This is a genomic window from Streptomyces sp. DG1A-41 (assembly GCF_037055355.1).
Taxonomy (GTDB): Bacteria; Actinomycetota; Actinomycetes; order Streptomycetales; family Streptomycetaceae; genus Streptomyces.
Genome location: NZ_CP146350.1, coordinates 7875990 through 7894050, shown reverse-complemented (window position 1 = coordinate 7894050; position 18061 = coordinate 7875990). Strand labels below are relative to the sequence as shown.

Below are 18061 nucleotides of genomic sequence, written 5' to 3'. Positions count from 1 at the left end.
TTCCCGAAGTAGAGACGATGCCCTCGCAGCAGTCCGAACCTCCCGACGACCGACTCGCGCGGCTGCGCGGGCCGCAGCCCCCTCAGCCGTACACCGCCCGCAAGATCACCGCCCTGACCGCCAATCCCGCCTGCGCCCGCCGCGCCGTCCTCGACGCCGCCGGGGTGGACAAGGCGTTACTCGCCCAACAGGTCGGATACGAGCCGCGCTTCGGCCAGTCACCCTTCGCCCTCGCCCGCGAACAGGCGTTTCACAGCCTGGTGAAGTGGGGCGGCTACGCCGAGCTCATCCGGCTGCTGCGTGAGCAGCTCTCCGTCCCCGTGGCAGAGGCCCATGTCACCGACCTCAACGAGGTGGGGGGCAACACGGCCCTGCATGTGCGCGAGCGGGAGACCCGCCGCCTCATCGCCCATGTGGCCTCCGGCCAGGACGTACGGCTCATCCTCGACCGTCCCGTGCTCACCCTCGAAGTCGCCGGCCAGACGGCGTACTTGGAACCGGACGCGCTCACCCACCGCATCGAGGGTAAATTCCACGTCGTCCTGATCCGCTCGTTCGCGGCGATCGACGGCCAGGCCAACCCGACCGCCGTAGCCGAGGCGGCCAAGCAGGCCGCGGTGTACGTCCTCGCCCTGCACCGCGCCTTCGAGACCGCCGGCCTGCCCACCGAGCAGATCTCCCACGAGTTCCTGCTCGTCTGCCCCAAGGACTTCTCCAACCGCCCCTACGGCCGCCTGATCGACCTCCGGCAGGAACTCGACGCCCTCCAGTTCCAGCTCTCGCGACTGCGGCGCGCCGAGGACCTCGCGGCCCAGCTCCCCGAAACGGCAACCCTGGACACGACCCGAAGCACGGACGAACTCTCCTCCTCCATAGAGGCGTTGGACGCGTCGTACACGCCCTCCTGCCTGTCCTTCTGCGAAATGGCGCGCTACTGCCGCGACGAGGCCGACGGATGCGCCTCGCCGGCCCGCCTGGGCAACGGCGTGCGCAACGACCTGCCGGGCATCGACTCCACCCGCACCGCGCTCGACTACCTGGACGGAGTCTCCGCTCCGGGAGAGGCCGAGGCGGAAGCCGCCGACCTGCTGCGCGCCGCCGCCCGGCTGCGCCGCCTGCGCCGGGGGGCCGCATGAGCGTCCTGTCCACCGTCGCGGCGCTCACGGCGTCCCGCACCGGCCGTGCCGAACCGCTGACGACCGTCCGCCACCAGCACCTGGACGAGAAGCCGTTCGTCCTGGTGCCGCTCACCCTCGCCGGCGAGGCGTGCGCGCCCCTGGCCGCGCTCGCGGGTACGGACCCCGAGCACCCGACCCTCCTCACCGTCCGCCAGCCGCGCAACCGCGCCGAACGCTTCCGGTTCGCCGAGCGCCTCGCCGCGCTCCTCCTCGCGTACATCGACGGGTGCCGGACGGAGACGGAGCCCTACACCGTCGGCCGCGGCAAGGAGAAGGAGGAACGCCTGCGCTTCCAGCGGGCCCCGCAGCTCCTCGTACCGAACGGCGAGGGCATCGCGTACGTGCGCCTGCTCGGCCGGCTGACCAGACTGCGCGCCACCGAAGGGCCGTACGCGGTCGACCCGTCCGTGCCCGCCCTCGGCAAGTGGCTGACCTGGTTCGCGGAGCTGGCCGAGTTCCCGAACTCCGGTGTGCTGCTCGCGATAACCCGGCTGCTCGCCGCGCACTGGGCCACGGGCCAGAGCCCTTCCGAGGACTCCCACCTCGCGTCCCTGCTCGCCTGGATCGATCCACCGGATGGCAGCGACGGCGCGCGGGCGGCGCGTGAGGCGGAGGACCCCGCCGTGTGGCCGCCGGCCGGGCCGTCCACGGACCCGGTCTTCGACCGGACCCTCCACGAGCTGATGACGCGCTACGACGAGGCGTCCGACGACCGCGGACGCGAGGCGGTCGGCCGCCAGATCGACCGTGAGCTGAGCGGCCAGATGCTGCCCACCTGGCGGCTGATGTGGCGGGGCGTGGAGCTGCTCCGCGAGTTGCCGGAGGGCGCCCACGTCCCCGGCCGCTGGGCCCTCGACCGGCGCTGGTTCTCCGAGTACGCCGAGTACCTGGACGCCGACGGCCGCCCGCAGGCCCGTCGCGACCAGGCCGTCAGAGCCGCCCGCCGCCTGGCCCGGCTGGAGGACGCGGTCGCCCGCTACGAGGCGGAGCGCGCGTACGACGACCCGCTGGTGATGGCGGAGTACGAGCTGACCGGGGAGGCGTTCACAGGCACGGTGACGGCCAGGGACGAGAACCGCTTCGTCCCCGGCGACCGTCCCGGCTCTCAGGTCTGGCGCCCGACGATCACCCTCCGCACCAGCACGGACACCCGCGTCGGTCTCGCGGTCGGCACGGAGGTGAAGTCCCCCGCCCGGCCCGGCCAGGGAGCCCGGATCCTCGAGGTCCGGCAGGAGGACGACGGCGGCCACACCGTGGTGCTCCAGCTCGAGGGCGGCTTCGCGAGGAAGCGCAAGCCTCCGGCCCCGGCTGGCACCCTCGCGGAGACCGGCGAGGAGCTGACGTACACCACGCTCAACCCCACGGCCATGCCGTCCGCCCTGCCCGACGAGGAGAACACCCCCTGGACCCACGGCGGTCCGCCCCAGCCGTACGAACCCACCGACGAGGACGCAGAGGAGACCTGGGAGTGACCGCCCTCCTTCCCGACACCGCGGAGCCTGAAGCCCTCACCCCCGGCGAACGCGCGGACCGGGCGGTCGCGGGAATCCTGACCAGCCTCGACACCGCGCCCGGCCGGGGCGTCGTCGTGGACTCGCCTCCCGGAGCCGGGAAGTCCACGCTGGTGGTGAAGGCGACCGGACATCTGACGTCCGCAGGCCACCAACTCATGATCGTCGCGCAGACCAACGAGCAGGTCGACGACCTCGTGGACCGCATCGCCCGAGAACACCCCGGCCTGGCGCTCGGCCGCCTCCACGCCCGCGGCCACGCCCTCCCGCCTCGCGTCACCCGGCACCCCAACGTCACCGGGAGCAGCGAGGTGACGGACTTGCGCGACCTGCCTGTCGTGGTGTCCACCGCGAAGAAGTGGTCGTTCGTCACCCCGGACAAGTGCGCGCCGTGGCGGTGGGCCATCGTCGACGAGGCGTACCAGATGCGCTCGGACGGACTCCTCGCGACGGCCCCGCTGTTCGCCCAGGACCACTCACAGGTCCTCTTCGTCGGCGACCCCGGCCAGCTCGACCCCTTCGCCACCGTGGAGACCGACCGCTGGCACGGCCTGACCTGGGACCCCCTGCGCAACGCGGTCGACGTCACCCTCGCCCACAACCCCGACCTCTTACGCCACCAGCTCCCCGTCTCCTGGCGCCTCCCGGAGACGGCGGCACCCCTGGTCGAGCGGGCCTTCTACCCCTTCTACCGGTTCATCCCCGGCACGACGGCACCGGAGCGCGTGCTGTCCTACGCCAGCCTGTCCCACGGCTCCGGCCCACTGGACGACGTCCTCGCCCGGGCCGCCGCCTCCGGCTGGGGCCACCTGGAACTCCCCGCCCGCCACACTCTGGACCAGGACCCTGAGGTGGCGGATGCCCTCGCGGCGACGGCAGCCCGGCTGCTGGAGCGCGGCGCGCTGGTCAACGGGGAGCCCCTGACCGCGGCCCGCATAGCGATCGGCACGGCACGCACCGTGCAGGCGGAGGCGGTCCGCTCCCGCCTCGACGCCCGCGGCCTGACCGGCATCACCGTGGACACCGCCAACCGCCTCCAGGGCCGCGAGTTCGACGTCACCCTCGTCTGGCACCCGCTCTCCGGCCGCCAGGACGCCTCCGCCTTCCACCTGGAGACGGGCCGCCTGTGCGTCCTGCTGTCCCGGCACCGCTTCGCCTGCATCGTGGTGGCCCGCGCCGGCATCCGCGACCTGCTGGACCGGCATCCGCGGAGCAGCCCGGTGTACCTGGATGTGCCGCCTAAGTTTCCGGATGGGTGGCGGGCGCATCAGGTGGTTATGGGGTGGCTGGAGCTAAGGGAGCACCGGGTGCGGGCGGCGTGATCACGGGACGAATAGGTCGCTGTCGGTAACAGAATGTAAGGCACAGCCGGAACGGCAACAACTCTCAGGTTCGGCACGACAGACTGAGTCAACTTCTCAATGCGGCAGCTGCCTCCGGCAGCCAGATGCCTGCTCCCCACTCGTCAAGTTCGCGACGGCGATGCTCGTAGTCGGTAAGCGTTCGGCCGACGGCACGCCAGAACTCGGGGGTGTGATGCGGATGGTGAAGGTGGACGAGTTCATGGACTAGGACGTAGTCGATCAGGCGGACGGGCAACTGCATGACGGCCCAGTGGATGTTGACGGTGCCGTGATGGGAGCAAGAGCCCCAACGGTAGCCGAGGGCACGGACGTTCAGCCCAACCGTTGGGGTGTCCATGCGCTGCGTCCAAGGACGCATACGGCCGGGAAGCCAGTCCCGGCCGCGGGCGGTGTACCACACGACAAGGTCGTGCTCGGCGGTGTCGCGGTGGTCGCGGCGCAAGTGGAGACGGCCGTTCTTCAGTGCGACAGGGGAGGCTGCGAGGTCGTCGGTGAGTTTGAGGCGGTGGCTGCGACCGAGGTACCAGAAACCTTCGCCATCGATGAAACGTCGTCGAGGGCGTTCGGCTACTTCAGCGCGGCGGGTGTTGACCTTGGCGTAGAGCCAGGCCAGCCGCGTGCGGATGAGGGCGGCAAGCGCGTCGCGGTCGGCGTCTGCGGGCACCTTGGCAACGATGCGGGCGTCGCGTTCGACGGTGACGCTGACACCGGTTCGCCCCGAGGCGGGGGCCAGGTGGATGGTCAGCCCGCCGACGTACAGCGGGCTGTCGTTCTCGGCCACTCTGTCGGGCAGGTCAGGCACGGTGACGGCCAACATCCTTGCGGTTGTGGTGGACGATGTCGCGGAGTGCGTCGGCAAGGGGATCGGCTTTGGCTCGGGTCTGCGGGCAGGCCACGGCCTCCATCCAGATGTCGGTACGGAAGTCGTGCTGAGCCGCAGGGTTGGTCCAGAAGTCGGGCTTGGCGCTGTAGTGCACCGCCAGGTCGTGCACCTTCTGAGCGAGGACGACGAAGACCCCGCGTATCTCGTCACCGATCACACCATCGGTCAGCACACTGGTGAGCTGCTGGTAGAGGGCCTGTTCCAGCCGGGTGAGGTTGCGCACGTCCTCGGGTAGATCCGAGCCGACGCCGCCTTCCATGTCCTTGACTTCCTCGGTAAGGCGCTGGAATGCCGCCAGTTGGGCGTCCCAATCGTCGGCGTGCTTCTTGAGGATCTCTTCCACCCGCTTGCGCAGCGCGGCATACGCGGCAGGGTTCTTACCGAAGTTCAGGTCGATGTGATTACGGAGGGCGTGCCGCATCATGGACGCCTTCGCGCGGCTGCCGGGAAGCTGCCGGACCTTGGTCGTGAAGTCCTCGGAGGTAAGCCGGGTGGGCTCGATCATCTTGTCCACCCCTAGGGAACGGACGTGCTGGTTGATGAGCTGCTGGACCTTCTTGCCGTAGGCCGCCGGGTCGAAGGCGTCCTCCTCGCTGAAGCGCTGCCGGGCCAGCTGGGCGATGAAGGTGAAAAGCCGTACGGCCTCCGCGTAGGGGCGGGCCGACTCTCGGGGGGTGACGACCGTGTAGGTTTCCAGGAAGTCGCGCAACAAGGAGCGGAATGCTATCCGGCGCTGGTCGTCCTCCAGCGAGTCCACCAGGCGGTTGACGGCTTCGATGTTATCGGGGTCGATGAGGTCACGGGGGAGGTCGAAGTGCTGGCGCAGGGCTGTGCACTGGGTCTCCAGCTTGTCCTCCTCGACCTCGAATTCGATGGGCTTGCCCTCACGCTCGTCGGCGGCGTACTGGTCCATCGCTTCTTTGAGGGCGGTGGCGACTCCGGCGTAGTCCACAACCAGCCCAGCGCTCTTACCGTCGGCGGTACGGTTGACGCGGGCGACCGCCTGGAGGAGTTCGGCCTCCTTCATCCGCCGGTCCAGGTACATCACCTGTTCGATCGGGGCGTCGAATCCAGTCAACAGCATGGTCCGCACGATGAGGAATGCGACTGGGCGGCGTGTGCCATCTAGCTGATCTGGTTCCGGGAAGGGGCTAAGGAAGGACTTTTCCGCCTTCTTGTGCGTCGACTCCTTCGTCCACTCTTTCCAGCTTGCCAGGTCGTTCTGCCCTTCGGAGATGATGGGCACGAAGTCGATCGCCTTGAGCAGGCGCAGGTTCTCGTACGCGGCCACCAACGTCTTCTGCTTCGGCTTGAGTTCCTCGGGCCTCTTCTCCAGCAACCGCTGAAGCCGCTCTTCAGACAGAGCCTCCACCTCGGCCACGATCTCGTCCCGCGCCTTCTGGAACGCCTCGCGGTAACGCACAGCGATGCCCCGGGAGTGAGCAACGACCTGCGCCTTAAACCCTTCGGGCAGCACGCTCTGCACATAGTGGCGCAGCATGTGGCGAGCCTTACGCCAAATCATGTCGTCCGCGCTGAGAACGGCAGTAGAGGTCGCGTACCGCCTCTGAAGCTGCTCATACTCCTCGTCGGTGAGTTCCTCGAACTCCTCCTCCATCGCCTCGTCCAGCGCGGCACCATCCTCGACCGCGCCCCTGGCAATGTGCCCCTCGTAGTAGATTGGGACGATCGCGTCGTCCTCCTCAGCGTCCGCGATCCGGTATTTGTCGATGAACTCCCCGAAGGTGGTCTCGGTCAGCTTCCGCCGGTTCATCAGGATCGGCGTGCCGGTGAAACCGATCCGCGCGGCGTTCGGCAGCGACTCCGTCAGATTCTCGTGCAAGCCGGAGCTGTGCGAGCGGTGCGCCTCGTCGACGAGGATCACAATGCTCTCGTCGTCATTGACGAGTCCCCAGCCCGCGACCTTCTTCTTCGCCGCCGACTTGGCGCGCTCTGCGCGGGTCTTCTCCGCGTCCTGCTGCTTCTGAATCATCACGAAGATCAGGCCGGCACCGTGTCGGGCAAGGACCACCGGCACCTGATCGGCCCGGGTGACCGTGTCCGGCTTCTCCCCGGTCAGGGTGGCCGTCTCCGACAGCTGCTGCTGGAGCTGCTTGCGGTCGGTGACCACAACCACCTTCAGGTGCTCCAGTCCTGGCGTGGAACGCAGCTTGCGCACCAGGAACACCATCGTGAGGGACTTGCCCGAGCCCTGGGTATGCCAGACGATTCCGCCCCGCTTGTCCTCCTTGCCGTGGACGGCCTTAGTCTCACCGCGCTGCAACCGCGAGACAGCCTTCGCGACCGCTCGGTACTGCTGATAACGCGGCCCAATTTTCACCCGAGCCGTACGCCCCTCAGCGACCTCCACATCCCGGAACAGCACGAAGTTCCGCACGATGTCCAACAGCCGGTGCGGGTGCAGCACCCCCGCCGCCAGCACCTTCTGTGCCGTGGCATCCCGGTCCTCAGGAACATAGCTGCGCGCGGCGACATCCTTGGCCTTGAGCGGGTACGGGTCCCGCCACACCACATAATCCTGCCGGCGCGCGGTGAACGTGCCCAGCCGCGCACGGTCCCCGGTAGTGGCAACCGTCAATTGCACCGTGCGGAACAGCCGTTCACTGCCTTCCGGGACAGCGGAGTCCCGCCGGTTTGCGTAACGCTGCAGCTGCTCCACCGCGTCGAAGACGTTGCCGCCAAGCGCGGTGGGCTTCTTGCACTCGATGACGACCAGCGGGATGCCGTTTACGAACAGCACCAGGTCCGGGGCGATCGTCTCCCCACCGCTGCCAGGGATCGTTATCCGGAACTGCGAGACCGCCAGGAAATCGTTCCGCTCCGGGTGCTGCCAGTCGATGAGCCGCACCGTCTGGTTCCGGCCCCCGCCCCAGTCCTCGAACCCCGGAACGTCTACGCCATCGAGCAGATGTCTGGTGGCGGCCTCATTCGCAGCCACCAGCCCCCCGCCGGCCGCCACCGCCCCCCGCGTCAACGCGGACACGGCTTGGTCCGCGCGCGCCTCATCTACCCACGGGCTGCCGTCCGGACGCCGGTTCAACTCCGCGAGCTTCGCCCGCAATATTCCTTCGAGGACGGAGTCCTCGAAGCTACGGCGGACGTACGAGGGCATCCCAGGCGGCTGCAACTCCACCCCGGTTGTCCCGCGCACATGTCTCCACCCCATGTCGCCGCTGGTCAACTGCGCGAGCAGCGGCTTCTCGACGAACGTGTACTCAGGACCGGATTCTGCCATGCAACGCCCTCACTACTGGGTTTGAGCTGCCTTCCCTGAACGTGCCGCAATTCATGCAATACACTCGCGGTTCGTCATGAGTGTTTCCGCCAGCGCCCGCTTGATTGAGTGCAACTTTTCCATTTCAGCCTGAGTACGACGCCGCGTCTCCCGCCTCTCAGCCAATGGCTGGATAATTCGACGCTGCTCCGCTACGTCGCACCAGGGGACCACGAGGTTGCGGATCGATTTCTGGCTGATGTTCTTCATGCTGCTGCTCGTGCCGGTCGCTGCAACTTCAATCTGTACGCGCAGCTCGGGCAGCCGCAGCACTTCGCAAAAGTATTCCGGGAGGGCTTGATCGCCCACTAGGTTGAGACGCAGAGTCTTGTCGCTCAGCATTAGTCTCGGTCGGTTGACGTCCACGATGCACGTTGCACCCACAAGATCTGGGGTATTTGCACGCGTGACCAATAGGTCACCTTCGCGGATCTCGATTGACGGATCGAAGAGATCGGGATCGTCGGCCCGCTTGTTCTCCTCAGCCTGGAACCCGCCTCTCCCTACCGCACTGACCTTCAGGAAACCCCACTCGCCGAGCCCGGCGGGACTACCCTCCAGGTCAGGACTCATACCCGCATCAATGGAGTCTAGGAAGTCGCCAAGGCGCACGAAACGAAAATCACCCACCATCGAGCCAGAAAGATCACCGACACGGGACACCTCGTGTCGACGCAGTACACTTCGTGGCTGGCCGAGGGAGTTCATGAACGTGGACGAATAAACCGAGTCCATCTTCGTGAACTCCCGGTTGATCCGATCGATATCGCGTTCGACTGAGTCAAGGATCTCGGCAATCTGCCGCTGCTCCCTGAATGGCGGCAGCGCGATCTTGATCTTTTTGAATTCACTGTACTTTAGATTCCAGGTGTCACTAACGAGCCCCTGAGAGTTCCTGTAGAACTGACTCACCAAGCGTGGATCCTTGAGCAAGAACCCAATGAATGGGGCGTGAATTTCACTCTCAGGACGACACACCGTATACGCAGGGCTCACGACTCCGGCTTCGTGCGCTACTCCTGACACCCCCTGCCACATCCGCATCGTGTTGTATACGACGTCGCCTGGGTGTACGTCCCAATATAGGCCCTTGTCTACACTGGACGAATCACGCCTACCGCTCTCGCTCTGTCGGATAACCCCGCGAGCCGCCGTAACCGACAGGAGAGTGGCCACTCGATGTGTGCGTTCTGAGCGAAGTTTCAGGATGTCGCCCAACGCCACCCGTCGCCAGCCATCACGCATAGCCCAGCTCCTCCAGGTACCCCCGCAGCCGCTTCGCGGACGCCTCCCGTTCGCGTTCCAGGTCCTGCAACGTGACAGCGTACTTGTCGCCCCAGACGCGGTAGGCGTCCATCATGGCGCGGCGGTCGGCGGCGACGAAGCGGTCCATGCGGGCGCGGAGGTCGGCCTTCAGGAAGCCGAGGACGATGTGCTGGGCCTGGTCGGAGGTCAAACAATCGGCGGCTTCGCGCAGCTCGACGAGGAAGCGGGCCTTGACCGCTGCGAGGTCCTTCTTGGCGGCGGTGAGCTGCCTCTTGAGGTTGGCGAGTACCTTGGGAGGCAGTACGCCGGTCAGGTCGGGCTCTTCTTCGTCGTCCCCTCCGGCGCCATTGGCCTTCTTGGGTGGGGAGCCTGCCTTGACCTTGGCGTCGAGTTCTGCGACCAGCGCCTCCGCGGTCTCCAGCCGCTCCACGTAGGCGGGGATCAATTCGGGTACGAGGCGGTGTTCGCGGGCCTTGCGTTGGGCGGCGCGAATACGGGCCCTGGTCTTGGCGTCGGCGCCCTCAGGTGGTTCGGTGAAGGCGGATTCGATGCTGGTGACCCAGCGGTCGATGAGGCCAGGAAAGCCGGTGAGGGCGAGGCTGCGCAGATCGTTGCGGGAGTCGAACCACCAGGCGGCTACGGTACCGGCGAGCTGGTACTTGTCCAGGACCTTCAGCGACTCCAGTGCCTGGGTGAAGGTGTCGAGGAGTTCCGCGCGGGTGTCGGCGAGCTGCTGGTGCTTGGGAAGTTCGTCGAGCCGGCCGCGGTGCCCCATCCACCAGGCATCGAAGGCGGCACCGAGTTCGGCCTCCCGCGCGGCGGCGAGCTCGGGGATGCGCTCAGCGACAGCCTCGTAGCCTTCCTCGGGAAAGTCGTAGTAGTCCTCATCCCGTTCGCGGAAGAGCTGCCTGCCGGGGTCGATTCCGAAGGCGCGGAACTGCCGGGCGCGGTCGCGGACTTCGCCCTTGGGGACGCCGCCGTACAGGTGTGCGCGGACGTCCTGCGGCTCCGGGGGCGGGGTGTTGTCGACGTAACGGCGGATGTTGAGGTTGTAGTCGTTCTTCTCCAGCTCCTCGAAGGGCACGACGCGCGCGAAGTTCTCGATGTTCTGCCAGCCACGGTACGCAGAGACGATCTTTTCGGCGTGCTGGGCTTCGAGAAGGTTCTGGGCGCGGCCGGCGGTAACCTCGCGGTCGGCATTGATGAACAGCACCCCGTTCCGGCGGCCTTCGGGCGCGCCGTCACGCCCGCGCAGGACGAGGATGCAGGCGGGGATGCCGGTGCCGTAGAAGACGTTGGGCCCGACCCCGATGACGGCCTCCAGCCGCCGGTCCTCGATAATCTGGCGGCGGATGTCCTGTTCAGCGCCGCCACGGAAGAGGACTCCGTGCGGCATGACGGAGGCGGCGATGCCGTCGGCTTTGAGGACGGCCAGCACGTGCTGGATGAACATCAGGTCGGCCTTCTTGCCCGACTCGGGGCACCAGCCGTAGCCCATCCGCTCTGGGTGCTGCATGTCCTTGCGGCGGTAGTTCTGCGCAAAGGGCGGGTTGGTGAGGATGCGGTCAAAGCGCAACAACTCGCCGCTGGGCGTGGTGTGCTTGGGGTCGGCGAGGGTGTCGCCATGCCGGATGTCGCCGTCGGCGACCTCGTGCAGGAGCAGGTTCATGCGGGCCATCGCCCAGGCGCTGCCGTTGTCCTCCTGCCCGAAGACGGAGACGTGGGCGGCGTCCCCTCCGTGCTCTTGCACGTACTCCTTGGCGAGGATGAGCATGCCGCCCGAGCCGCAGCATGGGTCGTAGACCGACATACCCTCGCCGGGCTGGACGAGCTGGTTCATCATGCGGATCACGGAACGGGGGGTGTAGAACTGCCCACCCTTCTTGCCGCCCTCGTCGGCGAACTCGCCGATCAGGTACTCGTATGCGTAGCCGAGCAAGTCGGGAAACTCGAAATCGTCATTGCTCAGCTGGTACTGATCGAAGTGGTCGATCAGCGCTTGGAGGACGGGCTTGCTCAGCTTGGTGTTACCCGATCCGCGTTTGAAGTCGATGTAGCCGAGCACACCGTCCAGTGACCGGTTCTCGTTTTCCAGACCGCCCAGGGCCACGTTCAACGCCTCGGCCGGATCGGAGCGCGACGCCTCCTTGATCGTCTTCCAGCGTGAGACCTCGGGGACGAAGAACTGGTGCGAGCGGTACGCCGAGGGGGACTCGGCCCGCCGCTCCGCCTCGGCCCGCTCCAGGCCCAGGTCCATGAACCGCTCGACAGCGGCGCCCCGCGCCACGTCGAACTGGTCCGAGGCCCGCTTCAGGAACAGCATCCCAAAGATGTAGTCCTGATACTGCGCGGCATCCATCTTGCCGCGCAGGATGTCCGCAGCGGCATACAGGTGCCTCTCCAGCTGCGGCAACGTGAGCTGGGCCACTTGCGTTTCTCCTTAGTTCCTCAAGCCACCTGGCACAGTCCACGGCGGGCGCCATGCCTGGGCGGTGGCCAGCCTGACCGCCTCAAGAGTAGGGGCGGCCTACGACAATCTCCTCGGGCGCGGCCCTCGTGCCGCACGCCGCACCGACTCCGGCGGGGTGGTGGGTATGGGCAGGCGCTCGCCAGGGACTTCGCCGCCGAGTAGGTGCGTGATCAGAGCGGGGCGCAGGGCCTCCAACCGGGCCAGGGAGCGGCGATGGTTGTCCATCTGGGCAGCTACCTCCGCCAGTGCTCCGACCAAGAGCCGCTGCTCGGTAAGCGGCGGCACGGCCACCGGCAGTTCCTCGACCATGCGGGCGGTGACGGTGGCGACGGTGCCCACGTTGGCGCACGCGAGGAGCTGATCCAGCACCGTCGGATGCGAGAGATAGGCAATCAGGTAGCCGGGATCGACCAGCTCACAGCGCGGCCGGATGCGCATGCACGCGAAGTGGTAGATCCAATCGCGCGAGCGCTCCTCCACCAGTGCCATTCGCCCGACCGCGCCCTGGCGGACCATGACTAGGTCGCCCGGCTCCACCCGGAACCGCGCCAGGGCGTCCGGCAGCCTGTCTAGGCTCCGCAGCAACGACCGCTCGGCGATCTTCCCGTCGGCGATGTCCCCGGGGGAAATCACCGGAGTGTCGCCCAGCCCATCGCTCAGCCCCTCGAACTGATCACTGGAAGGACTCGGCGTGACCTCACTCAGGTCCCCGAGCCGTTGTATGCGGGCCACCTCGGATCCCGTCCTATCCCTTCGCCATCCACGCAACAAAGTCCTATCGTGTATCCAACTACCCTTGAGGGGTGGATTACTTGCAATCCCAGTTAGAACATGCGTACATTCCGTAGCGCCTAGGGGGGAGCCTAGCACCTGGAGTGCTCGCCGCAGGTGCCCCGCCCTGTTCCGGACACGCCACAAGCGACCCCTCCGGAACTGGGTGCCTAAACCAACCAGTCGAGCACGAAAGGGATGGCCTGTGCCCGAAGTGAACAAGGGCGACCCAGACAAGCCGAAGGAAGCACGCTGGCGCAAGATCCGTCTGATCGCTTCCGTGGTAGCGGCCCTCAGTGCCGCCGCGTTCCAGTGCGGGCGCCTGCTGATCTGGCTCCGTAACTGGCTGTGACCGCCAGCCCCCAGAAACGGTTTGGCGGCCGAGGGGACTGACAGCCACTCCACGGGTCCCGTCGCAACCAGCGGCGGGACCTATGCCATATGCCACCATACGAAACGACACGGGCGCTGACCAGCCCTGAATCCCGTGCCCTGCACCGCGCCCCGCTCGGCTCACCGCTGTCAATCGACGCTTGCCTTCGGCAAAGGCGCCGGCATGGTCACGAGTGAATCTCCACGGATCACAGGGGGTACGAAACGACCAGCCCTTGATCGCGGCTCCCTCAAGGACTCGAACCTCCAGTCAAGCAAAAGACGCCCATCAACAGGGCATCTCCCCCAACCGACGCTCCCCCGCATCCCCTTGTTCCGGTTCCCCGCCAACGGCTCGAAACGCGGCCACACCCGCGGTGTGATGCGGGACCGGACGGCACCGCATCCGCATCACACCAGTCACCGCCCCGCACGTCTTAGGGGTCCTTGCAGAAAGATCTACTTGTGGCACGGTGGAGGTGGACGTGATCCCGTGCTTTGTGGGGGTGACCATGACACGGCGGAAGCCGTGGGAGGTCAGCGACGAGTTGTGGGCGGTGATCGAGCCGCTGCTGCCGAAGCATGAGCGGCGGTTCCGGTATCCGGGGCGCAAGCGGATCGATGACCGCAAGACGCTCCAGGGCGTGCTGTTCGTCCTCTACACCGGGATCCAGTGGGAGTACCTGCCGCAGGAGTTGGGGTTCGGTTCCGGTCCTACCTGTTGGCGGCGGCTGGCCGAATGGCAGCAGGCCGGGGTGTGGGAGGAACTCCAGCGGGTGCTGCTGGACCGGTTGCGGGCGGCGGACCGCCTGGACTTCTCCCGCGTCACCGTTGACGCCTCGCACGTGCAGGCCAAGCGGGGGCGAAGCAGCCCAAAAGTCGGTCCGAGTCCGGTTGACCGTGCGCGGCCGGGCTCGAAGCATCACGTGCTGACCGAGGCGCACGGTATCCCTCTGCGGGTGTCGTTGACGGGTGGGCACCGCAACGACGTCACGCAGCTCCTGCCGCTGGTCGACGGCGTGCCGCCGGTGCGGGGCAAGCGGGGCAGGCCTAGGCGCAAGCCCCGGGCGTTGTATGCCGACCGCGGGTACGACCACGACAGTTACCGCCGCCGACTGCGCGAGCGCGGCATCGTCCCGAAGATCGCCCGGCGCGGACAGCCCCATGGCTCGGGCCTGGGCCGGGTGCGATGGGTCGCTGAGTCCGCCATCGCCTGGCTCCACGGCCCACGCCGCTTACGGACCCGCTGGGAAACCCGAGACGACATGCACGACGCCTTCCTCCAGCTCGCTCACTGCATGACCCTCGCCCGCAAGAACCCAGCATTCTGAAAGGACCCCTTACACCGCTCAGGCCTTCGTCGCGAACCCCACGAACCGCGACCACTGCTCACGGCCGACGGCGAAGTGAGGACGCGACACGTCCTTGGAGTCCCTTACGGACACGGTCTGTTCGGTGATGGCGATCTCCACGCAGCTGTCACCCTGGCTGCCGCTGTAGCTGGACTTGAACCACGCCAGTTCCGGCCTCGTGCTCATAGCTCTCCTCGGAGTCGCTCCAGCAGACTCCGCGAGTCCTTGGCGTTCAGAGCCTGCGAGCGCAGTGTGTCATAGCGCTGGCAGAGGAGGCTCACCTCTTTTACGTCGGAGATCAGACGGCCGTTCTGCTGCCCCTCTGAGTACGCGAGCCGTTGTCCTTTCGGAGTCTCCAGCAACTGCACCGGCCCATCCAGACAGGCATGCAACCCAGCCTCCAACGGCACGACTTGAAGCGTCACGTTCCGCGGTGCGCTCAGCTCCAGCACATGGTCGAACATCTCCCGCATCTGGTCCGGATTCCCGAACCGGCGCCGGAAGACGTGCTCTTCGACGATGAAGCTGAACGGCGTCGTCGGCCGCTCGAACAGCATCCGCTGCCGCTCCATCCGTCGGGCCATGAAGTCCTCCAGCAGGCTGTCCGGAGCCACCGGAACAGTCCCCTCGAACACCGCCCGCGCATACCCCTCCGACTGCAACAACCCAGGCACCAGCCGGCACTCGTACGTACACAGGCTCACCGCCACCCGCTCCAGCCGAGCCCACTGCCGGAACCAGGCCGCGAGTCCCACGTCCCCGCGTCCTCGTGTCACGTACTTCGACGACTTCCGCAGGGCGCCCGTGTTCCCCAGCGCGTCCTCGGAGCGCTCCACCAACGCCATGTCGGGCATCCGCAGCCCCAACTCGACCGACTCCACCGTGTGCTTGGAGAAGCGCACGAGGTCCGCGAACTCGGTTCTGCTGTACCCCGCGTGCTCGCGCAGTGCCTGCATGACCGCCCCGAACGTCCGCAGACTGTCCGAGGGATCGGGCTCCCGGTCCGCCTCGCCGCCCGGCATGTCTTCGTCGTCCACCACACCGCCGCCGGTCATTCGCGGCCACCTCCGGTTCCGTACCCGCGCTGTTCGCCGTCCCACAGCCGACGACACCCAGCGTGACGCATGAACCGTCGTACCGTCCACGGAATGTGCCCGTACGCTGACGCAGCGTACGGGCTGCACCTCTGGAATGCGCCCCCGCGCACCCGTCACCGTGGCCTCATGAGCGCAACCGCACCCCAACTCACCGACACCGTACACACGTTCGCCCAGCTCCTGTCGTCCACCCGTCGCGGAGCCCGGCTCGCCCGTCTCCTCGCCGCCGAACAGCTCCGCGCGTGGCCGGTGTCACCCGGCGTCACCGAGCGCGCCGAGCAGATCGTGGCCGAACTCGCCGCCAACGCCGCCCTGCACGGTCGTGTTGGCAGCCGCGACTTCCGGCTCACCCTCACCCTCGACTCCACCGCCGGCCTGCTCCGTATCGCCGTCACCGACGCCCGGGGCGAGTGCCTCCCGTCCCCGCCTGCGGACTGCGGAACGCCCCTGGACGCCGAGTCCGGCCGCGGCCTGCTCCTGGTCACTGTCCTCGCCGACCGCTGGGGGGTCGAGCCGTACCCGCCCGGCGGCAAGACAGTCTGGGCCGAATGCGCCTGCGAGACCCCCAGTCCGGACACACACAGAGGGCGGATCTGACCGCGACGGCTGGGCGCGGTTCACCCGGTACGCGGCAGGCGGCTGAGCACAGCCTTCCGCCACGGCCGATGGGTTCAGGCCAGACGTCCGAGTGAGCCGCCGCCGCACTTGAACCGGTTCAACGAGGGGCACTGGGAGGTGCTGACAGTGATCTCCGCAGTCGATGAGGCGGACCGCAACGGCTCCGAGTGTGGACAGGTAGGAGCTGTCGAGAAAACGCTCCAGAACTGACAGCGCGGGTGGGAGACTTGGGACCTAACGACCTAAGGAGTTCAAGGCATGGCAACAGGTGCCCACGATGAACCGGTTCCGGCAGAAGACGGACGTGGGCAGCGAGTCCTCGACCTCCTGGATAAGGCAATCGACAGCCAGAGCCAACTGGTACGCAAGAACATCGCCCGGGCCCGCCAGCGGAACCCGGAGGCGACACCAGAACAGGTAATCCGCAATCTGGAGCGGATGTACGTCAGCGCCTTGACCGGGACGGGTGCTGCGGTTGGAGGAACCGCAGCCGCGCCCGGTGTCGGCACGGGAGTCGCACTGGCACTGTCGGCAGGCGAGGCCCTCTCGTCTCTTGAACTGAGCGCCCTCTTCGCGCTCTCGCTCGCCGAAGTCCACGGAGTCCCCATCGACGAGATCGAGCGCCGCCGAACGATCGTGATGGGAATCATGCTCGGCGGGAGCGGTTCCGCCACCATTACCAAGGTCGCCGAGCGTACGGGGCAACACTGGGGACGTCAGGTTGTCGCCAAGGTGCCAGTCGAGACGTTGCGTCAGATCAACAAGATCTTGGGGAAGAACTTCATCACGAAGTACGGGACCAAGCAGGGAATCATCGTTCTCGGTCGAGTGGCGCCGTTCGGTATCGGCGCTGTGATTGGTGGTGGCGCCAACGCTGCCATGGCCACTCTGGCTGTGAGGGCCGGTCGTCGCGCATTTGGCCCACCCCCGACGTCGTGGCATGACTGACGCGCAGCACATCGCCAAGTCCGAGAAGCCGACGGAGCTTGTTCACCGCCCCGCGCGGCCATCTGGACGTGCCGGGACGTAACTCTCGGTCATCAGACAGCGACCACGTGCACGTCCGTCGGCGCGAGAACTGTCAGGTAGGCCTGGATGTCCCCCGGGTCAGTAGTGAAGATCACCGCGCTGCCGTGCCGGGCCGCTGCCAGTGTCACCCAGGCGTCCACCGCGTCCGGCCGCTTCTTCGCCGGGAGGGACGCCCGCCCCGAAGCGGTGCCGATGCGCCGCCAGTCCGCGAGGTCCGGGCCCGTCACGCAGGCCAGACACTCCGGACGGCCCGCCTTCGTCTCGCGCATGGGCGGCTCGGACGTACGGGCCTGAGGGACGGTGCAGTCCTTCAGCACCCCGGACAGGGCGTGCACCAGCGCCGGCTGGGGGCGCCACACCTGGGCGAGGACCGGTCCGAGCACCAGCGCCCGGTGCGGAACCGTGCGCAGTCCCTCATGGAGAGCCACTGCTTTCTCCTTGCGGTCGGCGAGTGCGATGAGCATGCCGGTGTCGTAGACCGGCACCCGTGCGCTCACGCGGCGTGTCCCGGGCGGCGGCCTTGCCGGTCCCGGCCGTGGACGAGGCCAAGGGCCTCCTCGACCTCGCGGCGTTCCTGCTCCGTCAGTTCCGCGGACGGTTCCGGGGCGGGTTCGGCGGGCAGCCCGTCCGCTGCCCGCTCCGCCCGGGCGATGAGTGCGTCCACCTCGGCGAACTGTTCCTCTATGGCATCGCTCTCGGCCATCTGACGCGTTGCGGCGTGCACCAGGTATGCCGAGACGTCCATGCCCGCCCGTTCCGCGTGCTGCCTGATGCGTTCGGCCTGGTCGTACTCCAAGCTGATACTGATTCGCGTCTTCGCCACGAAGGCATCGTAATACGCGTATGACGGCAGCG

General features: G+C 67.3%; 16 protein-coding genes. 7 read left to right on the top strand and 9 right to left on the bottom strand.

Annotated features, from left to right (window positions below; translation table 11 throughout):
• Positions 1-17 precede the first annotated feature (17 nt).
• The 3 genes from V8690_RS36470 to V8690_RS36460 are packed head-to-tail and all read left to right on the top strand — an operon-like array spanning position 18 to position 4011.
• On the top strand, positions 18-1136 hold the full coding sequence (locus tag V8690_RS36470) for a hypothetical protein (RefSeq protein ID WP_338784318.1): 1119 nt from the start codon (positions 18-20) through the stop codon (positions 1134-1136).
• Positions 1133-2650, top strand: a complete 1518-nt coding sequence (locus tag V8690_RS36465) for a hypothetical protein (RefSeq protein WP_338784317.1) — start codon at positions 1133-1135, stop codon at positions 2648-2650. Before V8690_RS36470 ends, V8690_RS36465 begins: the two co-directional genes overlap by 4 nt.
• Positions 2647-4011, top strand: coding sequence for an AAA family ATPase (locus V8690_RS36460; protein ID WP_338784316.1), 1365 nt, complete (start codon positions 2647-2649; stop codon positions 4009-4011). The genes V8690_RS36465 and V8690_RS36460 overlap by 4 nt, the downstream gene beginning before the upstream one ends.
• A gap of 88 nt (positions 4012-4099) precedes the next feature.
• On the opposite strand, the gene V8690_RS36455 is transcribed toward V8690_RS36460, so the two are convergent.
• From V8690_RS36455 to V8690_RS36435, 5 genes are all read right to left on the bottom strand, one after another.
• Complete coding sequence (locus V8690_RS36455; protein WP_338784315.1) at positions 4100-4870, bottom strand: SprT family zinc-dependent metalloprotease; 771 nt, start codon at positions 4868-4870, stop codon at positions 4100-4102.
• Complete coding sequence (locus tag V8690_RS36450) at positions 4848-8192, bottom strand: HsdR family type I site-specific deoxyribonuclease (protein WP_338784314.1); 3345 nt, start codon at positions 8190-8192, stop codon at positions 4848-4850. The genes V8690_RS36455 and V8690_RS36450 overlap by 23 nt, the downstream gene beginning before the upstream one ends.
• A gap of 51 nt (positions 8193-8243) precedes the next feature.
• The gene (locus V8690_RS36445) at positions 8244-9269 is read right to left on the bottom strand and encodes a restriction endonuclease subunit S (RefSeq protein ID WP_338785581.1); all 1026 of its coding nucleotides are present in this window, start codon (positions 9267-9269) and stop codon (positions 8244-8246) included.
• A gap of 199 nt (positions 9270-9468) precedes the next feature.
• Entirely contained in the window at positions 9469-11925 is a 2457-nt protein-coding gene (locus tag V8690_RS36440; protein ID WP_338784313.1) for an N-6 DNA methylase, read from the bottom strand.
• Between the two features lie 99 nt (positions 11926-12024).
• Positions 12025-12699: a restriction endonuclease subunit S gene (locus V8690_RS36435; protein ID WP_338784312.1), complete on the bottom strand. Its 675-nt coding sequence runs from the start codon at positions 12697-12699 to the stop codon at positions 12025-12027.
• A gap of 244 nt (positions 12700-12943) precedes the next feature.
• Between V8690_RS36435 and V8690_RS36430 the strand changes: the two genes are divergently transcribed.
• Complete coding sequence (locus tag V8690_RS36430; protein WP_338784311.1) at positions 12944-13090, top strand: hypothetical protein; 147 nt, start codon at positions 12944-12946, stop codon at positions 13088-13090.
• Positions 13091-13622: 532 nt separating this feature from the next.
• Positions 13623-14441 (top strand): IS5 family transposase, encoded by an 819-nt coding sequence (locus tag V8690_RS36425; RefSeq protein ID WP_338777454.1) that lies wholly within the window; start codon positions 13623-13625, stop codon positions 14439-14441.
• Positions 14442-14459: 18 nt separating this feature from the next.
• On the opposite strand, the gene V8690_RS36420 is transcribed toward V8690_RS36425, so the two are convergent.
• The gene (locus V8690_RS36420; protein WP_338784310.1) at positions 14460-14648 is read right to left on the bottom strand and encodes a DUF397 domain-containing protein; all 189 of its coding nucleotides are present in this window, start codon (positions 14646-14648) and stop codon (positions 14460-14462) included.
• The gene (locus V8690_RS36415) at positions 14645-15517 is read right to left on the bottom strand and encodes a helix-turn-helix transcriptional regulator (protein ID WP_338784309.1); all 873 of its coding nucleotides are present in this window, start codon (positions 15515-15517) and stop codon (positions 14645-14647) included. The genes V8690_RS36420 and V8690_RS36415 overlap by 4 nt, the downstream gene beginning before the upstream one ends.
• 168 nt (positions 15518-15685) lie before the next feature.
• Here V8690_RS36415 and V8690_RS36410 point away from each other — a divergent pair, with 168 nt between their 5' ends.
• Positions 15686-16156 (top strand): ATP-binding protein, encoded by a 471-nt coding sequence (locus V8690_RS36410; protein WP_338784308.1) that lies wholly within the window; start codon positions 15686-15688, stop codon positions 16154-16156.
• 279 nt (positions 16157-16435) lie between these two features.
• Complete coding sequence (locus tag V8690_RS36405) at positions 16436-17125, top strand: hypothetical protein (RefSeq protein ID WP_338784307.1); 690 nt, start codon at positions 16436-16438, stop codon at positions 17123-17125.
• A 92-nt stretch (positions 17126-17217) separates the two neighbouring features.
• Here V8690_RS36405 and V8690_RS36400 read toward each other — a convergent pair whose 3' ends face one another.
• Positions 17218-17703 (bottom strand): hypothetical protein, encoded by a 486-nt coding sequence (locus V8690_RS36400; RefSeq protein WP_338784306.1) that lies wholly within the window; start codon positions 17701-17703, stop codon positions 17218-17220.
• Positions 17700-18029: a hypothetical protein gene (locus tag V8690_RS36395; protein WP_338784305.1), complete on the bottom strand. Its 330-nt coding sequence runs from the start codon at positions 18027-18029 to the stop codon at positions 17700-17702. Before V8690_RS36395 ends, V8690_RS36400 begins: the two co-directional genes overlap by 4 nt.
• Between the last annotated feature and the right edge of the window lie 32 nt (positions 18030-18061).